The 22300-nt window shown below is 63.6% G+C and carries 18 protein-coding genes; 7 read left to right on the forward strand and 11 right to left on the reverse strand.

Annotated features, from left to right (window positions below; all coding sequences use genetic code 11):
* Nucleotides 1-117: 117 nt before the first annotated feature.
* On the forward strand, nucleotides 118-1581 hold the full coding sequence (gene dacB, locus ACZ9A3_RS15420; protein WP_045194994.1) for a D-alanyl-D-alanine carboxypeptidase/D-alanyl-D-alanine endopeptidase: 1464 nt from the start codon (nucleotides 118-120) through the stop codon (nucleotides 1579-1581).
* 7 nt (nucleotides 1582-1588) lie between these two features.
* Here dacB and ACZ9A3_RS15425 read toward each other — a convergent pair whose 3' ends face one another.
* A complete protein-coding gene (locus ACZ9A3_RS15425; protein WP_093380699.1) occupies nucleotides 1589-3982 on the reverse strand; it encodes a sensor domain-containing diguanylate cyclase in 2394 nt (797 codons plus the stop codon).
* 102 nt (nucleotides 3983-4084) lie between these two features.
* A complete protein-coding gene (gene rlmKL, locus ACZ9A3_RS15430) occupies nucleotides 4085-6283 on the reverse strand; it encodes a bifunctional 23S rRNA (guanine(2069)-N(7))-methyltransferase RlmK/23S rRNA (guanine(2445)-N(2))-methyltransferase RlmL (protein ID WP_093380696.1) in 2199 nt (732 codons plus the stop codon).
* A 541-nt stretch (nucleotides 6284-6824) separates the two neighbouring features.
* Here rlmKL and rmf point away from each other — a divergent pair.
* Complete coding sequence (gene rmf, locus ACZ9A3_RS15435) at nucleotides 6825-7040, forward strand: ribosome modulation factor (protein WP_010223328.1); 216 nt, start codon at nucleotides 6825-6827, stop codon at nucleotides 7038-7040.
* A 96-nt stretch (nucleotides 7041-7136) separates the two neighbouring features.
* Here rmf and ACZ9A3_RS15440 read toward each other — a convergent pair whose 3' ends face one another.
* Complete coding sequence (locus tag ACZ9A3_RS15440) at nucleotides 7137-8159, reverse strand: quinone-dependent dihydroorotate dehydrogenase (protein WP_045195001.1); 1023 nt, start codon at nucleotides 8157-8159, stop codon at nucleotides 7137-7139.
* Between the two features lie 152 nt (nucleotides 8160-8311).
* Here ACZ9A3_RS15440 and ACZ9A3_RS15445 point away from each other — a divergent pair, with 152 nt between their 5' ends.
* The 5 genes from ACZ9A3_RS15445 (at nucleotide 8312) to cobA (ending at nucleotide 13925) form a co-directional block, all read left to right on the forward strand.
* On the forward strand, nucleotides 8312-9526 hold the full coding sequence (locus ACZ9A3_RS15445; RefSeq protein WP_476252883.1) for a CmpA/NrtA family ABC transporter substrate-binding protein: 1215 nt from the start codon (nucleotides 8312-8314) through the stop codon (nucleotides 9524-9526).
* Nucleotides 9527-9540: 14 nt separating this feature from the next.
* Nucleotides 9541-10116, forward strand: coding sequence for an ANTAR domain-containing response regulator (locus ACZ9A3_RS15450; RefSeq protein WP_010223325.1), 576 nt, complete (start codon nucleotides 9541-9543; stop codon nucleotides 10114-10116).
* A 150-nt stretch (nucleotides 10117-10266) separates the two neighbouring features.
* A complete protein-coding gene (locus ACZ9A3_RS15455; RefSeq protein ID WP_476252884.1) occupies nucleotides 10267-11478 on the forward strand; it encodes a nitrate/nitrite transporter in 1212 nt (403 codons plus the stop codon).
* A 10-nt stretch (nucleotides 11479-11488) separates the two neighbouring features.
* The gene (locus ACZ9A3_RS15460) at nucleotides 11489-13159 is read left to right on the forward strand and encodes a bifunctional protein-serine/threonine kinase/phosphatase (RefSeq protein ID WP_476252885.1); all 1671 of its coding nucleotides are present in this window, start codon (nucleotides 11489-11491) and stop codon (nucleotides 13157-13159) included.
* Between the two features lie 28 nt (nucleotides 13160-13187).
* Nucleotides 13188-13925, forward strand: coding sequence for a uroporphyrinogen-III C-methyltransferase (cobA, locus tag ACZ9A3_RS15465; protein ID WP_045195011.1), 738 nt, complete (start codon nucleotides 13188-13190; stop codon nucleotides 13923-13925).
* A gap of 57 nt (nucleotides 13926-13982) precedes the next feature.
* Here the strand turns inward: cobA and ACZ9A3_RS15470 are convergent, their stop codons facing one another.
* The 8 genes from ACZ9A3_RS15470 to ppsA all read right to left on the reverse strand — a co-directional run bounded on the left by ACZ9A3_RS15470 (nucleotide 13983) and on the right by ppsA (nucleotide 22168).
* Nucleotides 13983-15020, reverse strand: a complete 1038-nt coding sequence (locus ACZ9A3_RS15470; protein WP_045195013.1) for an OmpA family protein — start codon at nucleotides 15018-15020, stop codon at nucleotides 13983-13985.
* Between the two features lie 110 nt (nucleotides 15021-15130).
* Nucleotides 15131-15697, reverse strand: a complete 567-nt coding sequence (gene sigX / locus ACZ9A3_RS15475; RefSeq protein ID WP_036990388.1) for an RNA polymerase sigma factor SigX — start codon at nucleotides 15695-15697, stop codon at nucleotides 15131-15133.
* Nucleotides 15698-15811: 114 nt separating this feature from the next.
* Nucleotides 15812-16636 (reverse strand): mechanosensitive ion channel family protein, encoded by an 825-nt coding sequence (locus ACZ9A3_RS15480; protein WP_038994250.1) that lies wholly within the window; start codon nucleotides 16634-16636, stop codon nucleotides 15812-15814.
* A gap of 2 nt (nucleotides 16637-16638) precedes the next feature.
* Nucleotides 16639-16893, reverse strand: coding sequence for a CrfX protein (locus ACZ9A3_RS15485; protein ID WP_371128640.1), 255 nt, complete (start codon nucleotides 16891-16893; stop codon nucleotides 16639-16641).
* A 93-nt stretch (nucleotides 16894-16986) separates the two neighbouring features.
* The gene (locus tag ACZ9A3_RS15490; protein ID WP_045195019.1) at nucleotides 16987-17982 is read right to left on the reverse strand and encodes a zinc transporter ZntB; all 996 of its coding nucleotides are present in this window, start codon (nucleotides 17980-17982) and stop codon (nucleotides 16987-16989) included.
* A 28-nt stretch (nucleotides 17983-18010) separates the two neighbouring features.
* Nucleotides 18011-18499 carry a ribonuclease E activity regulator RraA gene (rraA, locus tag ACZ9A3_RS15495; protein ID WP_038994247.1) on the reverse strand — a complete coding sequence of 163 codons (489 nt, stop codon included), beginning with the start codon at nucleotides 18497-18499 and terminating at the stop codon, nucleotides 18011-18013.
* 196 nt (nucleotides 18500-18695) lie between these two features.
* The gene (locus ACZ9A3_RS15500) at nucleotides 18696-19685 is read right to left on the reverse strand and encodes an alpha/beta fold hydrolase (RefSeq protein WP_476252886.1); all 990 of its coding nucleotides are present in this window, start codon (nucleotides 19683-19685) and stop codon (nucleotides 18696-18698) included.
* Nucleotides 19686-19792: 107 nt separating this feature from the next.
* Complete coding sequence (ppsA, locus tag ACZ9A3_RS15505) at nucleotides 19793-22168, reverse strand: phosphoenolpyruvate synthase (RefSeq protein WP_195884705.1); 2376 nt, start codon at nucleotides 22166-22168, stop codon at nucleotides 19793-19795.
* Between the last annotated feature and the right edge of the window lie 132 nt (nucleotides 22169-22300).

Here is a 22300-nt window from a genome sequence, read left to right on the forward strand (position 1 = left end):
CACAGGCCCATGGGCGTTCTGCTTGGGGCATAATGCGCGCTATATTTTTCCGTATCGGGGCCTTCACCTTTTTTCGCTCCGTTTTTTTCACCCCTCGCTCGCAGGGTTTTATCGCACATGATCAGATCTCTTCGCCCTCTTCTGCTTGCCGGCCTGCTGATGCCCCTGGCGCTTTCCAGCCACGCCGCCGCGGTCAACACCACGCTTTCGCCAAAAGTGCAGCAGGCGCTGAAAACCAACAAATTGCAGGACTCGGCCCTGTCGCTGGTCATGCTGCCGCTCAACGGCCCGGGCACACCGACCGTGTTCAATGCCGATGTCTCGGTCAACCCGGCCTCGACCATGAAGCTGGTCACCACCTACGCCGCCCTGGAAATGCTCGGCCCCACCCACCAGTGGAAAACCGAGTTCTACAGCGACGGCCCGCTGCGCAACGGCGTGCTGCAGGGCAACCTGTACCTCAAGGGCGGCGGCGACCCGAAGCTGAACATGGAAAAGCTCTGGCTGCTGATGCGCGACCTGCGCGCCAATGGCGTACAGACCATCAGCGGTGACCTGGTGCTCGACCGCAGCCACTTCATCCAGCCACAACTGCCGCAGTTCAACGATGATGGTGGCGACGAAAACAAACCCTTCCTGGTCAAGCCCGACTCGCTGCTGATCAACCTCAAGGCGCTGCGCTTCGTCGCCCGCAACGACGGGGGCAAGGTGCTGGTGTCGGTCGAGCCGCCGATTGCCAACATCCGCATCGACAACCAGGTCAAGGCGGTCAACACCAAGCAGTGCAGCGGCGACGTGCGCTACAACCCGGTGGTGCAAGCTGACGGCGTCAGCGTCGTGGTCAGCGGTCAGCTGGGTGATGGCTGCAACTCGCAGACCTACCTGTCGCTGCTCGATCACCCGACCTACGCCGCCGGCGCCGTGCGCGCCATCTGGAACGAACTGGGGGGTAGCATCCAGGGCCGTGACCGGGTCGACAACGTGCCGAAAAGCGCGCGTCTGCTGGCCCGTGCCTACTCCCCGGACCTGGTGGAAATCATCCGCGACATTAACAAATACAGTAACAACACCATGGCCCAGCAGCTGTTCCTGAGCCTGGGCGCGCAGTTCCGTACCGACGCCGACGGCGACGACGCCCGCGCCGCCCAACGCGTGGTGCGCCAGTGGCTGGCGAAAAAGGGCATCACCGCGCCGCACCTGATCATGGAAAACGGCTCGGGCCTGTCCCGCGCCGAACGGGTCAGCACCCGGGAAATGGCCGCCCTGCTGCAAGCGGCCTGGAACAGCCCGTACGCTGCCGAGTTCATCAGCTCGATGCCGCTGGTGGGCATGGACGGCACCATGCGCAAGCGCCTCAAGCGCACCGCCATGACCGGTGAGGCGCACATCAAGACCGGCACCCTGAACACCGTGCGCGCCATCGCCGGCTTCAGCCGCGACAGCAACGGCAACACCTGGGCGGTCGCGGCGATCCTCAACGACCCCAAACCCTGGGGGGCTTCTGCCGTGCTCGACCAGGTCCTGCTCGACCTGTACCGCCAGCCGAAACTGGTCAACAGCACCGCCGCCGTTCAGCCCTGAGCCTGACTCAGGGCAGTTCGCCCTCGACCCGGTCGCGGCCAGCCTGCTTGGCCGCGTAGACCCCCGAGTCGGCGCGTAGCAGCAAGGCATCGGCGCCCTCCCCCGGGCGCCAGCCGGCCACGCCGAAACTCGCCGTGACCATCCCCACCCCGTCCACCGGCACGCTGCGCAGGCCCTGCCAGAGCTCCATGGCCAGGCTGTAGGCCTGCTCGGCATTGCTGCCCGGGCACAACACCATGAATTCCTCGCCACCCAGGCGGCAGAACACATCGGTACGACGCAGGCGGTGATTGATGCGCTGGCACAGGCTGCGCAGCACATGATCGCCCACGGCATGGCCGTACAAGTCGTTGATGCGCTTGAAGTGGTCGATATCGAGCATGATCACCGCCAGGTCCTGGCTGTCGCGCTGGGCCCGCTCAAGCTCGGCCTTGAGCCGCTCCTGAAAGTAGCGGCGGTTGTGAATGCCGGTCAGTGAGTCGGTTACCGACAACGCCCGCAGCTCCTCCTCGACGCGCTTCAGATCGGAGATATCAGTCAGGTAGCCGTGCCACAGAGTACCGCCCTGCTCGGCCGGCTCCGGCGTGGCTTCGCCGCGGATCCAGCGCATCCCGGCCACCGGCAGCAGCACCCGGTACTCTTCGCGCCAGGGCGTGAGGTGATCAGCGGAATAGCGGATCGAGGCGCGCACCCGTTCCAGGTCATCGGGGTGGATACGCTCGAACACGGCCGTGGCGTCCTCGCGCAGGCGCTGCGGTTCGATCTCGTAGATATCGCGCAAGCCCTCGCTGGCATAGCTGAAGCACGAGCTGCCGTCGGGGTCGAGGCGAAACTGGTAAATGCCGCCGGGCACCTCGGCGCTGAGCTTTTCCAGCAACCGGTCGCGGGCCGCCAGGGCCTCATGCACGCGCTTGCGCTCGGTAACGTCGATGCAGATAGCCAGGTGGCCGACCCACAGGCCGTGCTCATCGAGCACCGCGCTGACCATCATGTTAGCCAGCAGGTGGCTGCCATCCTTGCGCAACAGGGTCCACTCACCAGGCTCGCTCTCACCCTCCTGGACGGTCTCGGCGAACATCGCCTGGGCCGGGCTGACCTCGCGCCCATAACGCTGGCTCAAGGCGCGGGCCCGGGCCTGCAGCTCCTCTGGCGAGACCAGCTCTTCCAGGGTCAGGCGGCCGATGACTTCAGCGCTGTGGTAGCCGAGCATGCGTTCGGCGCCGGCGTTAAAGGTACTGATCACCCCGCGCAGGCTGGTGGCAATGATCGCCACCTGGGTGGCGGCATCGAGCACGCTGCGCAGCTGGTTGTGGGTATCGCGCAGCGACTGTTCGCTGACGCGCAACTCGGCGGTGCGCTGCTCGACCAGGGTCAGGGCACGCTGGCGCTGGCCGAACAGGCTGAACAGCAAGGCGCTGAGCAACAGGCTGAGCAGGCCGCCAAGCAGCACCACGGCAACGACCGCCGAGGAGCGATTGGCGTCCATGAAGGCAAGGCTGGGCTGGATATCCAGTTGATAGTCGTGATCGGCCAGGCGCAACAGATGGGTGGCGGTCAGATCGGTGTCGGCCCCCTGGTTGCCGGATTGGAACAACACCTCATGCTGGCCCTGCCCGGACAGGTCAAGAATGCGCACCACCAGGTTGTCCTCGCTCGGGTTGGGCAGCCCCTCGGCCATCAGCTGCTGCAGGCTGATCACCGCCAGTACGTAGCCATCTGGTGGGGCGGCGGCGCTGCCCGGGGCAAAAACGGGCGCCACCATCAATACCCCGCGGGCGAAGGCCGGGTCGACATGGGTCAGGTTCAAGGGTGCCGACACCGCCATGCTGCCGGGCTGGCGGGCACGGTCGAGGGCCGCCTGGCGCAGCGGCTGGGAGAGCATGTCCAGGCCCAGGGGCTGGACCTGGTGGCTGGAGGCCTGGGTGTACAACAGTGGGTAATAGAGCGCACGCTCAGCCGCTACCTGCAGGCTGCCAGCGTCATTCAGTTCGTGGATGGCAAAGGGCTTGCCGAGGAGTTGCGCGGCGCTGCGCTCAAACGCTTGACGCTCATCGCCCGCTACCCGCGGCGCCCAGGCGTAGGCCTGGGTCCGGTACAACAGGGGCTTGGCGTAGCCGTTGAACTCGGCGAGAGTGACGCTTTCGGAGAACACGAAGAAGCGGCGCAGGCCATCGAGACGCTGCACCTGGTCCTCGAAACGCTCTTCGATACGGCTGTAACGCTCACTGGCAAGCAGTTCGAAGCGTTGACGCAACTGCTGGCGGTACAGGTCATGGGTGGCCAGCGCCAGCAGCGCAGTCAACAGGCCGCCGGCGACAAATGCCACGCCGGCCACCAGCCAGGCGGACACTTCCTCGCTGACAAAGCCGAGCATCTTCGGACGAGCGGCGTGCATCGACATAGAAAGCACTCAAAACGCCAGCGTCCAGCGGATCGCGGGCTCTGATTGAGTTATAGCCATTAGCCATTAACGTAGCAATCATCACCCGCGACAATCAGCCAATCAGCGCGCCTGAATTTTCCAAGCCCGGTGAATCTTGCTGTTACGGGCAAAGTCCGGGTCCAGGGTCTGGGCACTGATCTCTTCCACCGCGTAGCGCTCAGCCAGGTTTTCGTCGAGCTGGAACTTGCGGAAGTTGTTCGAGAAGTACAGCACACCGCCCGGCGCCAGGCGCGCCACGGCCAGGTCAAGCAACTCGACATGATCGCGCTGCACGTCAAACACGCCTTCCATACGCTTGGAGTTGGAGAAGGTCGGCGGATCGATGAAGATCAGCTCGTATTCCTCGCGACAGGCTTGCAGCCAGGCCATGACATCGCCCTGCTCCAGGCGATTCTTGTCCGAGAAGCCATTGAGCGACAGGTTGCGCCGCGCCCAGTCCAGATAAGTCTTGGACAGGTCAACACTGGTGGTGCTGCGCGCGCCGCCCTTGGCCGCATGCACACTGGCGGTGGCGGTGTAGCAGAACAGGTTGAGGAAGCGCTTGCCGGCAGCCTCGCGCTGAATGCGCAGGCGCATCGGGCGGTGGTCGAGGAACAGCCCGGTGTCGAGGTAATCGGTGAGGTTGACCAGCAGCTTGACGCCGCCTTCCTGCACTTCGAGGAACTGCCCCTGGGCGCTCTGGCGCTCGTACTGGCGGGTACCGCTCTGACGCTCGCGACGCTTGACCACCACGCGGCTCTGGTCGATGCCCAGGGCCTGAGGGATCGCTGCCAGGGCGTCGAACAGACGCGCCTGGGCCTTTTCCGGGTCGATCGAGCGCGGGGCGGCGTATTCCTGCACGTGCACCCAGTCCTGGTACAGGTCGATGGCCAGGGCGTACTCGGGCATGTCGGCATCGTACAGGCGGTAGCAACTGACGTTCTCGCGCTTGGCCCACTTGCCCAGTTGCTTGAGGTTCTTCTGCAGGCGGTTGGCGAACATCTGCCCGCCCTCGCTCAGGCGTGCCGGCTCACTGGCCACGGCGGCCGGGGTACGCGGTTCGGCTGCTTCGCCATTGCGCTCGGGCTGACGGCGCTCGCCGGTGACGAACTGGTCGGGCTGAACCTTGATCAGCAGCAGCTTGCACGGCAAGGCGCCGTTCCAGAAGGCATATTGCTTGTGGCTGCGGATGCCCATGCGCTTGCCCAGGTCCGGGGCGCCGGTGAACACCGCCGCTTCCCAGTTCAGGCAGGCCTGACGCAGGCGCTCGCCGAGGTTCTGGTAGAGGTACAGCAGGCTCGCTTCGTCGCCCAGGCGCTCGCCGTACGGCGGGTTGCAGATCACCAGGCCTTTCTGGTTCTGGTCCGGGCGCGGCTCGAAACTGCCGACTTCGCCCTGGTAGATCTTCACCCAGTCGCTCAGACCAGCGCGCTCGACGTTGTTACGCCCCGGCTGGATCAGCCGCGGGTCGGCCTCATAGCCGCGAATCCACAGCGGCGGGCGGGCCAGGCCGGCTTCGGCACGGGCCAGCGCCTCATCATGGAGTTTGCGCCAGAGGGCCGGCACGTGGCCGAGCCAGGCGCTGAAGCCCCAACGCTCGCGGCGCAGGTTCGGTGCGATATCGGCGGCGATCATTGCGGCTTCGACCAGGAAAGTCCCCACACCACACATCGGGTCGGCCAGGGCGCCGCCCTCGGCAGCGATGCGTGGCCAGCCAGCGCGGATCAACACCGCGGCCGCGAGGTTTTCCTTGAGCGGCGCCGCACCTTGCTGCAGGCGGTAGCCGCGCTGGTGCAGGCTGTGGCCGGACAGGTCCAGGGACAGGATCGCCTCGCCACGCTCCAGGCGCAGGTGCACGCGCAGGTCAGGGTTGAGCTTGTCGACCGACGGGCGCTCGCCGCTGCTGGTCCGCAGTTTGTCGACGATCGCATCCTTGACCTTCAAGGCGCCGAAGTGGGTGTTGTCGATACCCGAGCCGTGGCCGCTGAATTCCACCGCCAGCGAGCCGCTGGCCTCCAGGTGATCCTGCCACTCGACTTCGTTGACGCCGTCGTAGAGGTCGTCGGCGTTCTTCATGTTGAAGCGCTTGAGCACCAGCAGTACGCGGTTGCCCAGGCGCGACCACAGGCACAGCCGGTAGGCGGTTTCCATGTCGGCCGTGCCGCGGATCGCCGAAGTGTGCTCGCGCACTTCTTCAAGGCCGAGGCCGCGGGCTTCTTCGGCAAGCAGGCCTTCAAGGCCTTTGGGACAGGTGAGGTAAAGTTCGAAACGGTCCGACATGGGGTATCCAGAGCCTTGAGCAATAAAGTGGAGAGGCAAGCGCATCGCCCTTCCGATGTTTAATCGAACGCCTTTCCACAGCGTTCGAGTGGCGCTTTATCTCGCGCCGGGCCGCCCGCCAATCCGACTTTTGCCGAGGGCTGAAAAGTCTTTGATTGGCGGGCAGAACGAAAAATTCAGGCAAAAAACCGGGAAAAATGACCCTTCGTCGTTTTGCCGCTGTTGTTACAAATTATCACACAGCGATGGCCAGATGACTTTGCAGCAGGTCAAACCCTGATCATAGCGGGCTTTGCGCCAGATCCTAATCAGACGCATTTATTTACTTATCCTGTGACCCCTATGAAAGGTTACGTCCTTATGACAAAACGATCATTCACACTGTGTCCTGCATTGGTTAGAACTGGTCTCAGGTTGTCACCGCAACGGGGCAACACATCCGCTCGCGACGCCGGCAGCGAGCGCAAACCGGCAGAACGATTCTGCCCGACCTTCTAGAGGTCGACGGGACATTACAGTCAACAAGTGAGGGCAACACCCTATGAGAAGACTTAAGCGTGATCCGTTGGAACGAGCTTTTTCACGTGGCTACCAATATGGGGTCACCGGCAAATCCCGCGAGCTTTGCCCCTTTACTCTACCGTCTGTACGCCAGGCATGGATCAATGGCTGGCGCGAAGGACGCGGCGACAACTGGGACGGTATGACCGGCACTGCGGGTATCCATAGACTCAACGAACTTCACGCCGTTGGCTGAACGAGGAACTGAATCCGATTACCATGCGCGCCCTATCCGGGCGGCGGGCTGAGGCCCAGGGGCCCCTTGAGGGGGCCCTTTTTTATGCCTGCGGTTTCAGCGCCCCATGGCGGCGATGGCGTCCACTGCCTCGCGGATCAGGGCCGGGCCCTTGTAGATGAACCCCGAGTAGATCTGTACCAGGCTGGCACCGGCAGCAATCTTCTGCGCCGCATGCTTGCCTTCGGTAATCCCGCCTGCGGCGATGATCGGCAATTTGCCGCCCAGCTCGCCAGCCAGCACCTTGACGATGTGGGTGCTTTTTTCCAGCACCGGCGCGCCCGACAGGCCGCCTGCTTCGTCACCATGCTGCAGGCCTTCGACGCCTTCACGGCCGAGGGTGGTGTTGGTGGCGATCACCGCGTCCATACCCGACTCGACCAGGGCTGCGGCGACCAGCGCGGTTTCTTCGTCGCTCATGTCCGGGGCGATCTTGATCGCCAGCGGCACATGCTTGCCGCGTTCGGTCACCAGTTGCGAGCGGCGCTCGGCCAGGGCGTCGAGCAGTTGCTTGAGCGAATCGCCGAACTGCAGGCTGCGCAGGCCCGGGGTGTTCGGCGAGCTGACGTTGACGGTGATGTAGCTGGCCTGGTCGTAGACCTTGTCGAGGCAGATCAGGTAATCGTCGACCGCGCGCTCGACCGGAGTGTCGAAGTTCTTGCCGATATTGATGCCGAGGATGCCGCTGTATTTGGCGGCGCGCACACGGTTGAGCAGGTTGTCGACACCCAGGTTGTTGAAGCCCATGCGGTTGATGATCGCTTCGGCTTCCGGCAGGCGGAACAGGCGCGGCTTGGGGTTGCCCGGCTGTGGACGCGGGGTGACGGTGCCGATCTCGACAAAACCGAAACCGAGCTGGGCAAAACCGTCGATGGCCGCGCCGTTCTTGTCCAGACCCGCCGCCAGCCCGACCGGGTTGGCGAAGTTCAGGCCCATGACAGTGACCGGCAAGGAAGCCGGCGCCTTGGTCAGCAAGCCGTTGAGGCCCAGACGGCCACCGGCGCCGATCAGGTCCAGGGACAGGTCATGGGAGGTCTCCGGGGAGAGCTTGAACAGCAGCTGGCGGGCCAGGGTATACATGGGCGGGTTTAGCTCGACGTGAGTGAGGGGGCGATTATAGCGGTGGCGTCGCCCGGGGGACAGGGCCGCCTTGGCATATGCGTTGCTTGCACCCTGATCAAACGCCTGCCACGCGAGCGGTACGGCCTGACCTTCGACACAGGCGCAATGACGTGACCAACCCTATTCCCGCAACCTCGCTGGCCTGGGTCAACGGCAGCGATGCCCCGGAAAAGCCCTGCCTGAATCTCGGTTTCATGGCCCTGAGCGATTGTGCCTCGGTGGTGGTGGCCGCGACCCAGGGTTTCGCCCAAACCTACGGCCTGACCCTGAATTTGCAGCGCCAGAGCTCCTGGGCCGGCCTGCGCGACAAGCTGGCCAGCGGCGAGCTGGATGCCGCGCATAGCCTGTACGGCCTGATCTACGCGCTGCAACTGGGCATCGGCGGTAGTCCGGCCGCCGACATGGCGGTGCTGATGGGCCTGAACCAGAACGGCCAGGGCATCAATCTGTCCGCTGCGCTGCAACGTCAGGGCGTGACCAGTCCCGAGGCATTGGAGCGCTTCGTGCACCAAAGCAGGACAAAACTGACCTTTGCACAGACTTTTCCTACCGGCACCCATGCCATGTGGCTGTATTACTGGCTGGCCAGCCAGGGCATCCACCCCTTGCATGACGTCAACAGCGTGGTGGTGCCGCCAGGCCAGATGCTCGCACACCTGCAAGCCGGACGCATCGACGGATTTTGCGTCGGCGAACCCTGGTCGGCGGGCGCCATCGAACAGGGCCAGGGCTTCACCCTGGCCACCAGCCAATCAATCTGGCCGGATCACCCGGAAAAAGTCCTGGGTTGCACCCGGGCCTTTGTCGAACAGTTTCCGAACAGTGCGCGGGCCCTGGTGATGGCGGTGCTGGCCGCCAGCCGCTTTATCGAGCAGAGCCGCGAAAACCGCCGCAGCACCGCGCAACTGCTCAGCAGCAAGGCCTACCTGGATGCGCCGTTGTCGAGCATCGAGCCGCGCCTGCTCGGCCACTACCAGGACGGCCTGGGCAACCAGTGGCAGGATCGCCACGCCTTGCGCCTGTATGACCAGGGCCGGGCCAACTTGCCGTACCTGTCCGATGGCCTGTGGTTCATGACCCAATTCCGCCGCTGGGGCCTGCTGCGTGAAGACCCCGATTACCTCGCCGTAGCCCGCCAGGTGCAGCAACTGGCGCTGTACCGCGACGCCGCCACGGCGGTCGGCGTGCCCTGCGCAGGTTCCGACATGCGTAGCAGCCAGCTGATCGATGGCAGCCGCTGGGATGGCAGCGACCCGCACGGCTACGCCCGCAGCTTTCGTCTGCACGCGCTGGCCGAGCCGCCCGCCGCCCTCGCCCGACGCTGAACGGAGACGCTCTCATGCTGCGAATCCTGCTAATCGACGACACCGCGAAAAAAGTCGGTCGCCTCAAGGCTGCGCTGGTCCAGGCCGGCTTCGAAGTGATCGAAGAGTCGGGCCTGACCATCGACCTGCCGGCACGCGTCGAAACGGTGCATCCGGACGTGGTGCTGATCGATACCGAGTCACCGGGCCGTGATGTCATGGAGCAAGTAGTGCTGGTCAGCCGTGACCGGCCGCGACCGATCGTCATGTTCACCGACGAGCACGACCCCGGGGTGATGCGCCAGGCGATCCAGGCGGGGGTCAGCGCCTACATTGTCGAAGGCATCCAGGCTACGCGCTTGCAGCCGATCCTCGATGTGGCCATGGCCCGCTTTGAAAGCGACCAGGCGCTCAAGGCCCAACTGCAGGCCCGCGACCAGCAACTGGCGGAGCGCAAGCGCATCGAACTGGCCAAGGGCCTGTTGATGAAAATGAAGGACTGCAACGAAGAACAGGCCTACACCCTGATGCGCCGCCAGGCCATGAGCAAGCAGCAGAAGCTGATCCAGGTGGCCGAGCAGATCATTGCCATGAGCGACCTGCTCGGCTGAAGCACTCTGGCCCGGCTCTTGCTATCACCACAGCACAGGTAGCCAACGGCGGTTGCCCCCTTCACGACAAAGACGTCGCACCCCCACTCGCGCCAGCGGGTCGGGTGGCGACGTCTTTTTCGTTTCCGTCCCTGTTCAACGAGGTGTTCGATGAAGACGAGTTTCTGGAAGTCCGGGCATGTCCCCACCCTGTTCGCCGCCTTTTTGTATTTCGACCTGAGCTTCATGGTCTGGTACCTGCTCGGCCCGCTGGCGGTGCAGATTGCCGCCGACTTGCAACTGACCACCCAGCAGCGCGGGCTGATGGTGGCCACGCCGATCCTGGCCGGGGCGATCCTGCGCTTTGTCATGGGCCTGCTGGTGGACCGCCTGTCACCCAAGACCGCCGGGCTGATCGGCCAGGTGATTGTCATCGTCGCACTGTTCTGCGCCTGGCGCCTGGGCATTCACAGTTATGAGCAAGCCTTGTTGCTCGGGGTGTTCCTCGGCGTTGCCGGCGCCTCGTTTGCCGTATCGCTGCCGCTGGCCTCGCAGTGGTACCCGGCGCAGCACCAGGGCAAGGCCATGGGCATCGCCGGTGCCGGCAACTCCGGCACGGTGTTCGCCGCCCTGCTGGCCCCGGCCCTGGCCGCAGGCTTTGGCTGGAACAACGTGTTCGGTTTTGCCGTGATCCCGCTGCTGCTGACCCTGGTGCTGTTCAGCCTGTTGGCGCGCAACGCCCCCGAACGGCCCAAACCGAAAGCTGCGGCCGACTACCTCAAGGCCCTGGGCGATCGCGACAGCTGGTGGTTCATGTTCTTCTATAGCGTCACCTTCGGTGGCTTTATCGGCCTGGCCAGTGCCCTGCCCGGCTACTTCAACGACCAGTACGGCCTGAGCCCGGTGACCGCTGGCTACTACACCGCCGCCTGTGTCTTTGCCGGCAGCCTGATGCGCCCGTTGGGCGGCGCCCTGGCCGATCGCTTCGGCGGCATCCGCACCCTGCTGGCGATGTACAGCGTTGCCGCCATCTGCATTGCCGCCGTCGGCTTCAACCTGCCCAGCGCAGTGGCTGCCCTGGCCCTGTTCGTCAGCGCCATGCTCGGCCTGGGTGCCGGCAACGGCGCGGTGTTCCAACTGGTGCCGCAACGCTTTCGCCAGGAAATCGGCGTGATGACCGGGCTGATCGGCATGGCCGGCGGCATCGGCGGCTTTCTGCTCGCTGCGGGCCTGGGGGCGATCAAACAGCACAGCGGCGACTATCAGCTGGGCCTGTGGCTGTTCGCCAGCCTGGGCATTCTTGCCTGGTTCGGCCTGCACGGCGTCAAGCAGCGCTGGCGCACCACCTGGGGCTCGGCAGCGGTGACTGCGGCGCGGGTTTGAGGATGACAACATGAGCCTGCAACTGAGCTTTGCCCAGGCCAGCGCCAGCGGCCCCCGGGAGGAAAACCAGGACGCCCTGCGCCTGGTCACCCCCAACCCGGAACTGGCCGCCAGCAAAGGCTACCTGTTCGCCCTCGCCGACGGCGTCAGCCAGTGCGCCGATGGCGGCCTGGCGGCGCGGGCCAGCCTGCAGGCGCTGGCCCTGGACTATTACGCCACGCCGGCCACCTGGGGCGTGGCCCAGGCCCTGGACCGCCTGCTACTGGCGCAGAACCGCTGGCTGCGTGCCAATGGCGGCGGCCAGCCGCTGCTGACCACGCTGAGCGCACTGGTGCTGCGTGGTCGGCGTTTTACCCTGGCGCATGTCGGTGATTGCCGGATCTACCGCTGGGCCGCCGGGCAACTGCAGCGCATCAGCGAAGACCACGTCTGGGATCAACCCGGCATGCAGCACGTGCTCAAGCGCGCCCTGGGCCTGGACCAGCACCTGCAGGTCGACTACCTGGAGGGCGAGCTGCAGGCCGGTGAGTGTTTCGTACTGCTCAGCGACGGCGTCTGGGCCAGCCTCAGCGAAGCGCAGATTCGCGCGGTGCTGCGCGAGCAGATCGACCTGCAGGACGCCGCCCAGACCCTGGTCAGCTCGGCTCACTACAGCGGCAGCCAGGACAATGCCAGCGCCCTGCTGGTGCGGGTCGAACAACTGGGTGCGAGCAACCTCGGTGATTCGCTGGCGCAATTGCAGCAATGGCCACTGCCGCCCGCCTTGCGCAGCGGGCAGACATTCGACGGCTGGCAGGTCGAGCGGGCGCTTGGCCACAGCCGCCAATCCTTGCTGTATCGCGTGCGCGACCCGCAGCAACAGGCATGGCTGCTGAAAACCCTGCCGGCCGAACGCAAAGATGAACCCGGCGCGCAGCAAGGCCTGCTGCTTGAAGAGTGGTTCCTGCGCCGGGTGGCCGGGCGCTACTTCCCCGAAGTGCACCCGGCCAGCCAGCGCCAGCACCTGTATTACCTGATGCGCGAGTACTCCGGGCAAACCCTGGCGCAACGGTTCGCCGCCAGCGGCCCCCTGCCGTTGGCGCAATGGCAGGCGCTGGCCCGGCAACTGTTGCAGGCGGTAGGCGCGCTGCACCGACGCAACATCCTCCATCGCGACATAAAGCCCGAGAATCTGCTCCTGGGCGATGACGGCCAGCTGCGCCTGCTGGATTTCGGCCTGGCGTTCTGCCCTGGTCTTTCTGAAGACCGCGCCCATGAACTGCCGGGCACGCCCTCGTTTATTGCGCCGGAAGCCTTCGACGCCGAGCCGCCCAGCCCGCAACAGGACCTCTACAGCGTGGCGGTAACGCTGTACTACCTGCTCACCGGACATTACCCCTATGGCGAAATCGAAGCCTTCCAGCGCCCGCGCTTCACCCAGGCGATCAGCGCCGCCCGCTATCGCCCGGACCTGCCCGAATGGCTCGAGCACAACCTCGCTCAGGCACTGCTCGCCGACCCACGGCAACGCTTTGAAACCGCCGAGCAATGGCTGTTGCTGCTTGAACAGGGCGACCGCCAGGCGCTCAGCGTGCGCCCGCGGCCGCTGCTTGAGCGCGAGCCGCTGAAAGTCTGGCGCACCCTGGCGCTGCTGTCCCTGCTGCTTAACCTGATCCTGCTGATCAGCCTGCTAAAAGGCTGACAGCCCCTATGCCGATGAGGAAAACCCGATGCATGCGAAAGTCTGGCTGATTGGTGCAGGCCCCGGTGATCCGGAGCTGCTGACCCTCAAGGCGGTACGCGCCCTGGGGGAAGCCGAAGTGGTGCTGATCGACGACCTGGTCAACCCGCACATTCTTCAACACTGCCCGCAGGCGCGGGTGGTTGCCGTGGGTAAGCGCGGCGGATGCCGCTCCACGCCGCAAGCCTTCATTCAGCGCCTGATGCTGCGCTATGCCCGTCAGGGCCGCTGCGTAGCGCGGCTCAAGGGTGGTGACCCGTGCATCTTTGGCCGCGGCGGCGAAGAGGCGGCCTGGTTGCAGGCTCATGGCGTCGAAACCGAGCTGGTCAATGGCATTACCGCAGGCTTGGCCGGCGCGACCCAATGCGGTATCTCGCTGACCTTGCGCGGCGTCAGCCGTGGCGTGACCCTGGTCACCGCCCACACTCAGGACGACAGCCCGTTGAACTGGCAGGCGCTGGCCCAGGGCGGAACTACCCTGGTGGTGTACATGGGCGTGAGCAAGCTGGAGGACGTGCAGCAGGGCTTGCTGGCAGGTGGCCTGGCGGCGCAGACGCCGGTGGCCATGATCGAGAATGCCTCGCTGCCTCAGCAGCGCGAGCAACGCAGCACGCTGGCGCAGCTGTGCCAGGACGCCGCCCGCTTCAAGCTGTGCAGCCCGGCGATTGTGGTGATCGGCGAGGTGGCAGCAGCGCACAGCGCAGTGCTGCAGCAACTGACAGCCTGAATCGCAGGCAAAGAAAAGCCCGGCCTAGGCCGGGCTTTTCAGTAGCGCCTGGACCAATTACTTGGCTTGGGCTTCTACTTGTGCTTCTACGCGACGGTTAACAGCGCGACCAGCGTCGGTGGCGTTGTCAGCAACCGGACGGGTTTCACCGTAGCCAACCGACTCAACGCGGTTCGACTCAACACCGTACTGGTTGGTCAGAACTTGCTTAACGGCGTTTGCACGACGCTCAGACAGTTTCTGGTTGTAAGCGTCAGGACCGACGGAGTCAGTGTGACCTTCAACAGTGGTGGTGGTCTGTGGGTACTGCTTCATGAAGTCAGCCAGGTTCTTGATGTCGCCGTAGCTGTTTGGCTTGACGACCGACTTGTCGAAGTCGAACTTGACGTCCAGCTCAACACGGACGACTTCAGCAACAGCTGGGCAGCCATCAGCGTCAACGGTAACGTTGGCTGGGGTGTCAGGGCACTTGTCGACGTTGTCGCAGACGCCATCGTTGTCGCTGTCGGAGCAGACTTCAGCGACTGGAGCAGGAGCGGCTTCAACCTTGCCACCGCTACCACCGAAGTTCAGACCCAGACCAACGGTCGGACCCCACTCGGTGTTGCCGTTGTCGATGTTGTACATGGCTTCAACGCCAGCACGGGCGAAGAACATGTCGGTGATGTACCACTTGGCGCCAGCGCCAACGTTGGCGAAGGTGGAGTGGTCACGGCCGTTACGGGTAGCTTGACCCAGGCTTTCGTGAGCGAAACCAGCCGAAACGTATGGACGCAGAGCGTCGCCGACGGTACCGAAGTGGTAGGTAGCGTCCAGCTTGGCCTTGGAACCTTTGATGTCTTTGTTGAAGACTTCGCCACGAGCGTTGTGAGTCTCGTTGTAGCCCAGGTCCAGGGACAGGTCGTCGGTCAGGAAGTAACCGAGGCGAACACCAGGATTGGTGCCGTCGTTCTTGAAGTTACGTTCGCTGTCGTAGTACTGCTTGGTGACGTTGCCTTCAATTTCGACTGCGCCTTGGCCTTGTGCCAGAGCGCCGAAGGAAGTTGCGGCTACAAGAGAACCAATGGCCAAGCCCAAGGTGTTTTTCAATTTCATCCGTTAAATCCCCATCTGGTGATAGTTAAGCAGTCCCACCAACATCCGGGGGACAACTCGACGGCAAGTCTAGCAGAACTTGCCGGTACGTTAGAGATATTTGCGCGCTACTAAGTTTCAGCAAGGCCCGCAAATTTCTCACGTAGCTTGTCAAGCGCACGCTTGTACCGCATTTTCGTTGCGCTCAGGCCCATGTGCATGATATCGGCGATTTCCTGAAATTCCAGTTCTGCGACAAATCGAAGCACCAGAATCTCGCGGTCAATCGGATTGACATGCACTAGCCATTTGTCCAGCCCGCCTTTCTCTTCCGGTTTTGGCGCCTTCTCTTCCGAGGCCTCCTCGAGTGGATCAAGACTCAAGGCATCCATCAGTCGACGTTTGCGCCGCTCCTTGCGGTACTGGGTGATGCATTCGTTGTAGGTGATGCTGTAGAGCCATGTCTTGAACTTCGATTTGCCCTCGAAGTTCTTCAGCCCATAGAGCACCTTGAGCATCACCTCCTGACAGACATCGTCAGCATCCCGATCGTTCCCTAAATAACGTGCACAGACGTTAAAAAGGGTCCGTTGGTAGCGGCGCATGAGCTCCTCATACGCGCGAGTAACATGAAACAGCTCCTCATGCGAACGCGCCACCAACTCCTCATCAGTGAGCTCGCGGGGGTCGTAACGCATGGGCAGCGAGTGAACTTTATTCAAAACGGATCTGGCCGACAGTCAGGTCAATGTCGCCGCATACCCCTGCCTGGGGCATTTTTGCGGCGGCATACATTAGCAGGATTTGCCCGGTTAGCGGCTATTGACTCGCTGCTCAAGCAGAATCCGGTTGGACAACGACACTAGTTCGCCATCATCGGTCAGCAGGGTCGTCTTGACCGTGCCGATCTCTTCGATCTGCCCTTCGACCTCGCCAATCCGCACTTGTTGGCCCACTTGATACAGTTCACGCACGTAAATTCCGGCCAGGATCTGCCCGGCGATTTCCCGGCTGCCCAGGCCCATGGCCAGCGCTACGGCCAGACCAACGGTAATCAAACCGATGACGATCACATGGTTGAGCAGGTCGGTCTTGACCTCAAGCTGGCTGATTGCCACCGAGATACTGATGATAATCACCAGGCCCTGGGCGATGCGCCCGACGCCTGCGGCATATTCCAGGCCGATGCCTTCGGCGGCGCCGCGTACCAGGCCGTTGACGAGTTGCGCCAGCAACACACCGGCCAGCAGTACCAGCGCCGCACCGAACACCTTCGGCAGGTACAGGGCGAGCATGTCGAGGGTCGCCGAGACGCGCTCAAGGCCCAGGGATTCAGCGGCAGAAACCAGGAAAATCAGCAGCACGAACCAGTAGACGATCTTGCCGATCAGGGTCGAGATCGGCACCTGGATGCCGACCCGGCTGAGCATCTTGGTCAGGCCGGTGCCGCCCATCAGGCGATCCAGGCCGAGCTTGGCCAGCAATTTCGACAACAGGGTGTCGAGCAGCTTGGCCACGACGAAACCGAGCAGCACCACAACCAGGGCGCCGAACAGGTTGGGGATGAAGTTCGCCACTTTGGTCCACAACGCTGTCATCGCGGTGACCAGGCTCTGGGTCCAGAGATCAAGTTCCATATTCAATCGGCCTTATCAGCTTTACGGGCGGTAGCGTTACGGCGCACCGGCGCGACATGCGCCGAGCCATTGTTCACGGCAATCATCAGCGCCTGGCTCCAGCGGCCCAGCAGGCTGAACAGATCGCCCGCGCCAACCTGGCGGTTGGCGGTTTTCAGGACCCGGCCCAGGCAGGCGTCGTCGTCGCGGTCCTGACCGGACGGCGATGCCTTGAGCAGGTCTCGCAGGGATTCTTCAAACGGATCGTGCATAGGCACCTCGCGCAATATCTGTCAAAGACGAGGTCGCCAGACAACGGGTCACATGAACCGCCCAGGCAGTTTGTGACTGCATGTTCACAGATTTCATCTTCACACCCAGCGCAGGCGGCGGAACAGCCACCATTGCCCCAACGCCAGGGCCAGTACCAGCAGGCTGGCGAACAGAAAGCCGTAGGGGCTGTCGGAGCCGGGAATGCCGCCGACGTTGATGCCCAGAAGCCCGGTGACGAAACTCATGGGCAGGAAGATGCAGGTGATGATACCGAAGCGGTACATGGTCCGGTTCATCCGCTCGCTGCGGCGCCGGTCCTCGCTCTCGAGCACCAGGGCAGCGCGCTCACGGGTGAGATCCAGCTCTTCGAGGTAGCGGGTCAGGCTGTTGTTGAGCTCGTTCCAGTAGTCGGCATCGTCGGCGGCGAACCAGCTCCACTTGTTGCGCGCCAGTTGTGCGTAGATTTCCCGCTGCGGGTTGAGAAAGCGCCGCAGCCCCGCCGCACGCCGGCGGATCTGCTGCAGGCTGCCCTGATCCGGGGCATAGCGCTTGTCGGCTTCAAGCTGCTCTTCTTCGCCGTCAACCACTTCCGAGAGGTCGCTGATCAGCGCCTGGACCTTTTCGGTCAGCAGTTGGGCCATGCTCAGCAGCAGCTCGGAGGCGGTCTTCGGCCCTCGATTTTCGGCCAGTTGCTGGAGCAGCTCGTCACTGGCGCGCAACGGCCGCAGGCGCAGCGAGATCACCCGCTGGGCCTCGGCGAAGATGCGCACCGAGACCATGTCTTCGGGTTCAGCGCCGGGGTTTAAGTTGACCCCGCGCAAAAACAGCAGCATCTGCGCATCCGGCAGGGGCAGCAGGCGTGGACGGGTATTTTCTTCCAGCAACAGGTCGCAGGCAAACTCGTTCAGGCCGCTGTCGTGGCGCAACCAGGTGCGGGTCTGCGGGTGGCTGCGGTCCCAGTGCAGCCACAGGCTTTCCTGGGGCTGCAACGCAAGGGCGTCCAGTTCAGTTCGGGCGATCGCACGGGCACCGCCTTTTCCATCCAGCACCAGGGCATGCACCAGCCCCCATTGCGCGTTTTCTTCCTCGAACATCCCTACCCCACTGACCGGTTTCAGAGCTTTACTCAGGCATTTTCAACGGGCTTGGCGAGACGATCACGCCATTGTTGTCGGCGTAGATGTATTCGCCCGGACGGAAGGTCACGCCGGCAAAGGTCACGGGGATGTTGAGTTCACCAACACCGCGGCGTACCGATTTGAGTGGGTGGCTGGCCAGGGCCTGGACGCCGACGTCGGTCTGCGCCAGGACATCGACATCACGCACGCATCCGTAGATCACCAGGCCTTGCCAGTGATTCTTCGCCGCCTTTTCGGCGAGCATGTCGCCGAGCAGGGCATGGCGCAGCGAACCGCCGCCATCGACCACCAGGACCTTGCCGGTGCCATCGAGCTCGACCTGCTCTTTTACCCGCGAGTTGTCCTCGAAGCACTTGATGGTGACGATCTCACCCCCAAAGGAGTCGCGGCCGCCGAAGTTGCTGAACATCGGCTCCAGCACCTGCACCAGTTCCGGGTAGGCGTCGCACAGATCGGGGGTGATGTAATGCATGGGAAACTCCTGTCGATTATCGAGACGATGAATGTCGCAGTTTCACTCAATGAACGAGGCCCGGCGATGCGGCTTTAGGCCCAAGGCTACACGTCACTGCCGTTGCGGTCACCTTGGGCAAGGAATCAGTGAACAGATGTTCGCTGAAAAACCAAAAAATGACCAAAACCTTCACAATCGTCATATCTTAACGGCATCAGCTCGCCGGCGAAACGGCCTGCGTCGCCTCAGGCAGCAACGCCGCCAGCGGATCCTGCAACCAACGCTCGACCAACGGCCAGACCTGCGCCTGCGCCGGCTTGCTGACCAGCATGTCGACATGACCAAAGTTGTCGAAGCCCTCCTCACGGCCCAGGCGGACAAACTGCTTGTGCTCGCTGCCCAGTTGCTCGAACAGCTTGCGACAGGCCCACACCGGGTCCTGGTGATCACCCGCGCCGGCCACCGCCAGCACTGGCACATCAACTTCGGCCAGCCCCGCCCACCAGTCGCGATCCTTGTCGCCAAAGCGGCCAAACAGACCGAACCAGCGCATGCTTTCCAGCGCCAGGCCAATCGGCTCGTCTTCCGGGCCGCGCTTGAGCCGCAAGCCGGAAATCTGCGCAAAGCGCTTGAGCAACAGGCGCCCGCCCCACTCCACCGGCGGCAGCTTCAGTGGCCAGTAGGTTCGGCTGACCTGGGTACCGAAGAACGCCACGCTGGCCACCTGCTCGGCGCCCAGGTACTGGCCACCGAGGGCCGCCGCCAGGGTGGTACCGCCCAGCGAGTGACCGATCCAGTGCGCAGGCCTGCCGGCCTGCTCGCAGACGAACGCGGCAATTACCGGCAGGTCGTAACGGGCATAGTCAGCCACGCGGTTGTTGCGATAGCCATGGTTGCGCGGCGACAGGCCGTGGCCGCGCATCTCCGGGATCCACACATCGAAACCGGCGCGCGCCAGGTAGGCGCCCAGGCCAATGCCCCGGGGCGAATACCAGAAGCGCCGGTTGGAAAAGCTGCCGTGCAGCAGAATGACCGGGGTGCCACGCACCTCGGCTTGATCGGCCATGCCCAGGCGGGTGAGCGCCAGCTCGACGCTGCGATCCGGGCTGTTACCGGCTTTGATCCGGTACACGTCCTCGCTCAGGTCGCCACGGCGCTCGGCACTGAGCAAGGCCACGGGAAAAAGGGTACTGCTGCTTTGCATAGGGTTCTTGCACAAAAAAGGGCGAGATCCATCACTGGAACACGCCCTGGAATACGGTCGGAACCCTCACCGGCGTAACCGCCAGGTGAAGGCTCCGGTTCAGCGCATCAGTTCGCGGCCTGGCCTTCAGCCAGGAAGAACCAGGTCTCGAGGACCGAGTCCGGGTTCAGCGAGACGCTTTCGATGCCCTGTTCCATCAGCCATTTGGCCAGGTCCGGGTGGTCGGATGGGCCCTGGCCGCAGATGCCGATGTACTTGCCAGCCTTGTTACAGGCCTGGATGGCATTGGCCAGCAGCTTCTTGACGGCAGGGTTACGCTCGTCGAACAGGTGCGCAATGATCCCCGAGTCGCGGTCCAGGCCCAGGGTCAGCTGGGTCAGGTCGTTGGAGCCGATGGAGAAGCCATCGAAGTACTCGAGGAACTCTTCGGCGAGGATGGCGTTGGACGGCAGTTCGCACATCATGATCACGCGCAGGCCGTTGTCACCGCGGGCCAGGCCGTTTTCGGCGAGCAGGTCGACAACCTGGCTGGCCTCGCCCAGGGTGCGCACGAACGGCACCATGATCTCGACGTTGGTCAGGCCCATCTCGTTGCGCACGCGCTTGAGGGCGCGGCACTCGAGCTCGAAGCAGTCACGGAAGGTTTCGCTGATGTAGCGCGAAGCACCGCGGAAACCCAGCATCGGGTTTTCTTCTTCCGGCTCGTAGAGCTTGCCGCCGATCAGGTTGGCGTATTCGTTGGACTTGAAGTCCGACAGGCGCACGATGACCTTCTTCGGCCAGAACGCCGCCGCCAGGGTGCTGATGCCCTCGACCAGTTTCTCGACGTAGAAGCCGACCGGGTCGTTGTAGCCGGCAATACGCTTGTCGACGCTCTCTTTGAGCTCGGCAGGCAGGCCTGCGTAGTTGAGCAGCGCCTTGGGGTGCACGCCGATCATGCGGTTGATGATGAATTCCAGGCGCGCCAGGCCGACACCGGCGTTGGGCAGCTGGGCAAAATCAAAGGCGCGGTCCGGGTTGCCGACGTTCATCATGATCTTGAACGGCAGCTCCGGCATGGCGTCGACGGAGTTCTTGCGCACGTCAAAGCCCAGCTCACCTTCGAAGATGAAACCGGTATCGCCTTCGGCGCACGACACGGTCACGCCCTGGCCATCCTTGAGCAGCTGGGTGGCGTTGCCGCAACCAACCACCGCCGGAATACCCAGTTCACGGGCAATGATCGCCGCGTGGCAGGTACGCCCGCCACGGTTGGTGACGATGGCGCTGGCGCGCTTCATCACCGGTTCCCAGTCCGGGTCGGTCATGTCCGAAACCAGTACGTCGCCGGGCTGGACCTTGTCCATCTCCGAGACGTCCTTGATGATCCGCACCTTGCCGGCGCCGATGCGCTGGCCGATGGCGCGGCCTTCGACCAGCACGGTGCCGGTCTCTTTGAGCAGGTAACGCTCCATGACGTTGGCCTGGGCGCGGCTTTTCACGGTTTCAGGGCGGGCCTGAACGATGTACAGCTTGCCGTCGTCACCGTCCTTGGCCCATTCGATGTCCATCGGGCACTTGTAGTGCTTCTCGATGATCATCGCCTGCTTGGCCAGCTCGCTGACTTCGGCGTCGCTCAGGCAGAAACGGGTGCGGTCGACCTTGTCGACATCGACGGTCTTGACCGAACGACCGGCCTTGGCTTCTTCGCCATAGACCATCTTGATCGCCTTGCTGCCCAGGTTGCGGCGCAGGATCGCCGGGCGGCCGGCTTCCAGGGTGCCTTTGTGCACGTAGAATTCGTCGGGGTTGACTGCACCCTGAACGACGGTTTCACCCAGGCCGTAGGCGCCGGTGATGAACACCACGTCACGAAAGCCCGACTCGGTGTCGAGGGTGAACATTACGCCGGCAGTGCCGGTTTCCGAGCGGACCATGCGCTGCACGCCGGCCGACAGGGCCACCAGCTTGTGGTCGAAGCCCTGGTGCACGCGGTAGGAAATGGCACGGTCGTTGAACAGCGAGGCGAACACTTCCTTGGCGGCGCGGATGACGTTGTCGACGCCGCGGATGTTCAGGAAGGTTTCCTGCTGGCCGGCGAACGAGGCGTCCGGCAGGTCTTCGGCAGTGGCCGAGGAGCGCACGGCCACGGCCATGTTCGGGTTGCCCTGGGACATTTCGGCGAAGGCAGTGCGGATTTCGGCGTTCAGGCGCTCGGGGAACTCGGCCTCCATGATCCACTGGCGGATCTGCGCACCGGTCTTGGCCAGGGCGTTGACGTCGTCAACGTCCAGCGCGTCGAGGGCAGCGTGGATCTGGGCGTTCAGACCGCTCTGCTCGAGAAAGTCACGATACGCCTGAGCCGTAGTGGCAAAGCCGCCGGGGACCGAGACACCGGCGCCCGCGAGGTTACTGATCATCTCGCCGAGGGATGCGTTCTTGCCCCCCACATGCTCTACATCATGGACGCCGAGCTTATCGAGGGAAACTACGTACTCTACCAAGGTGATCTCTCCACTAACTGTGTTGGAAAAGCTCAGGTCGCCCGCCTGCCAGCTCTGGCTTGGCCGGGCGCTTGTGGCCTGGACCTGGAAAATAAGTGAGAATGCCGAACGCAGTGTTCGGTAAACCGAACC

The organism is Pseudomonas sp. TE4620 (assembly GCF_056279045.1).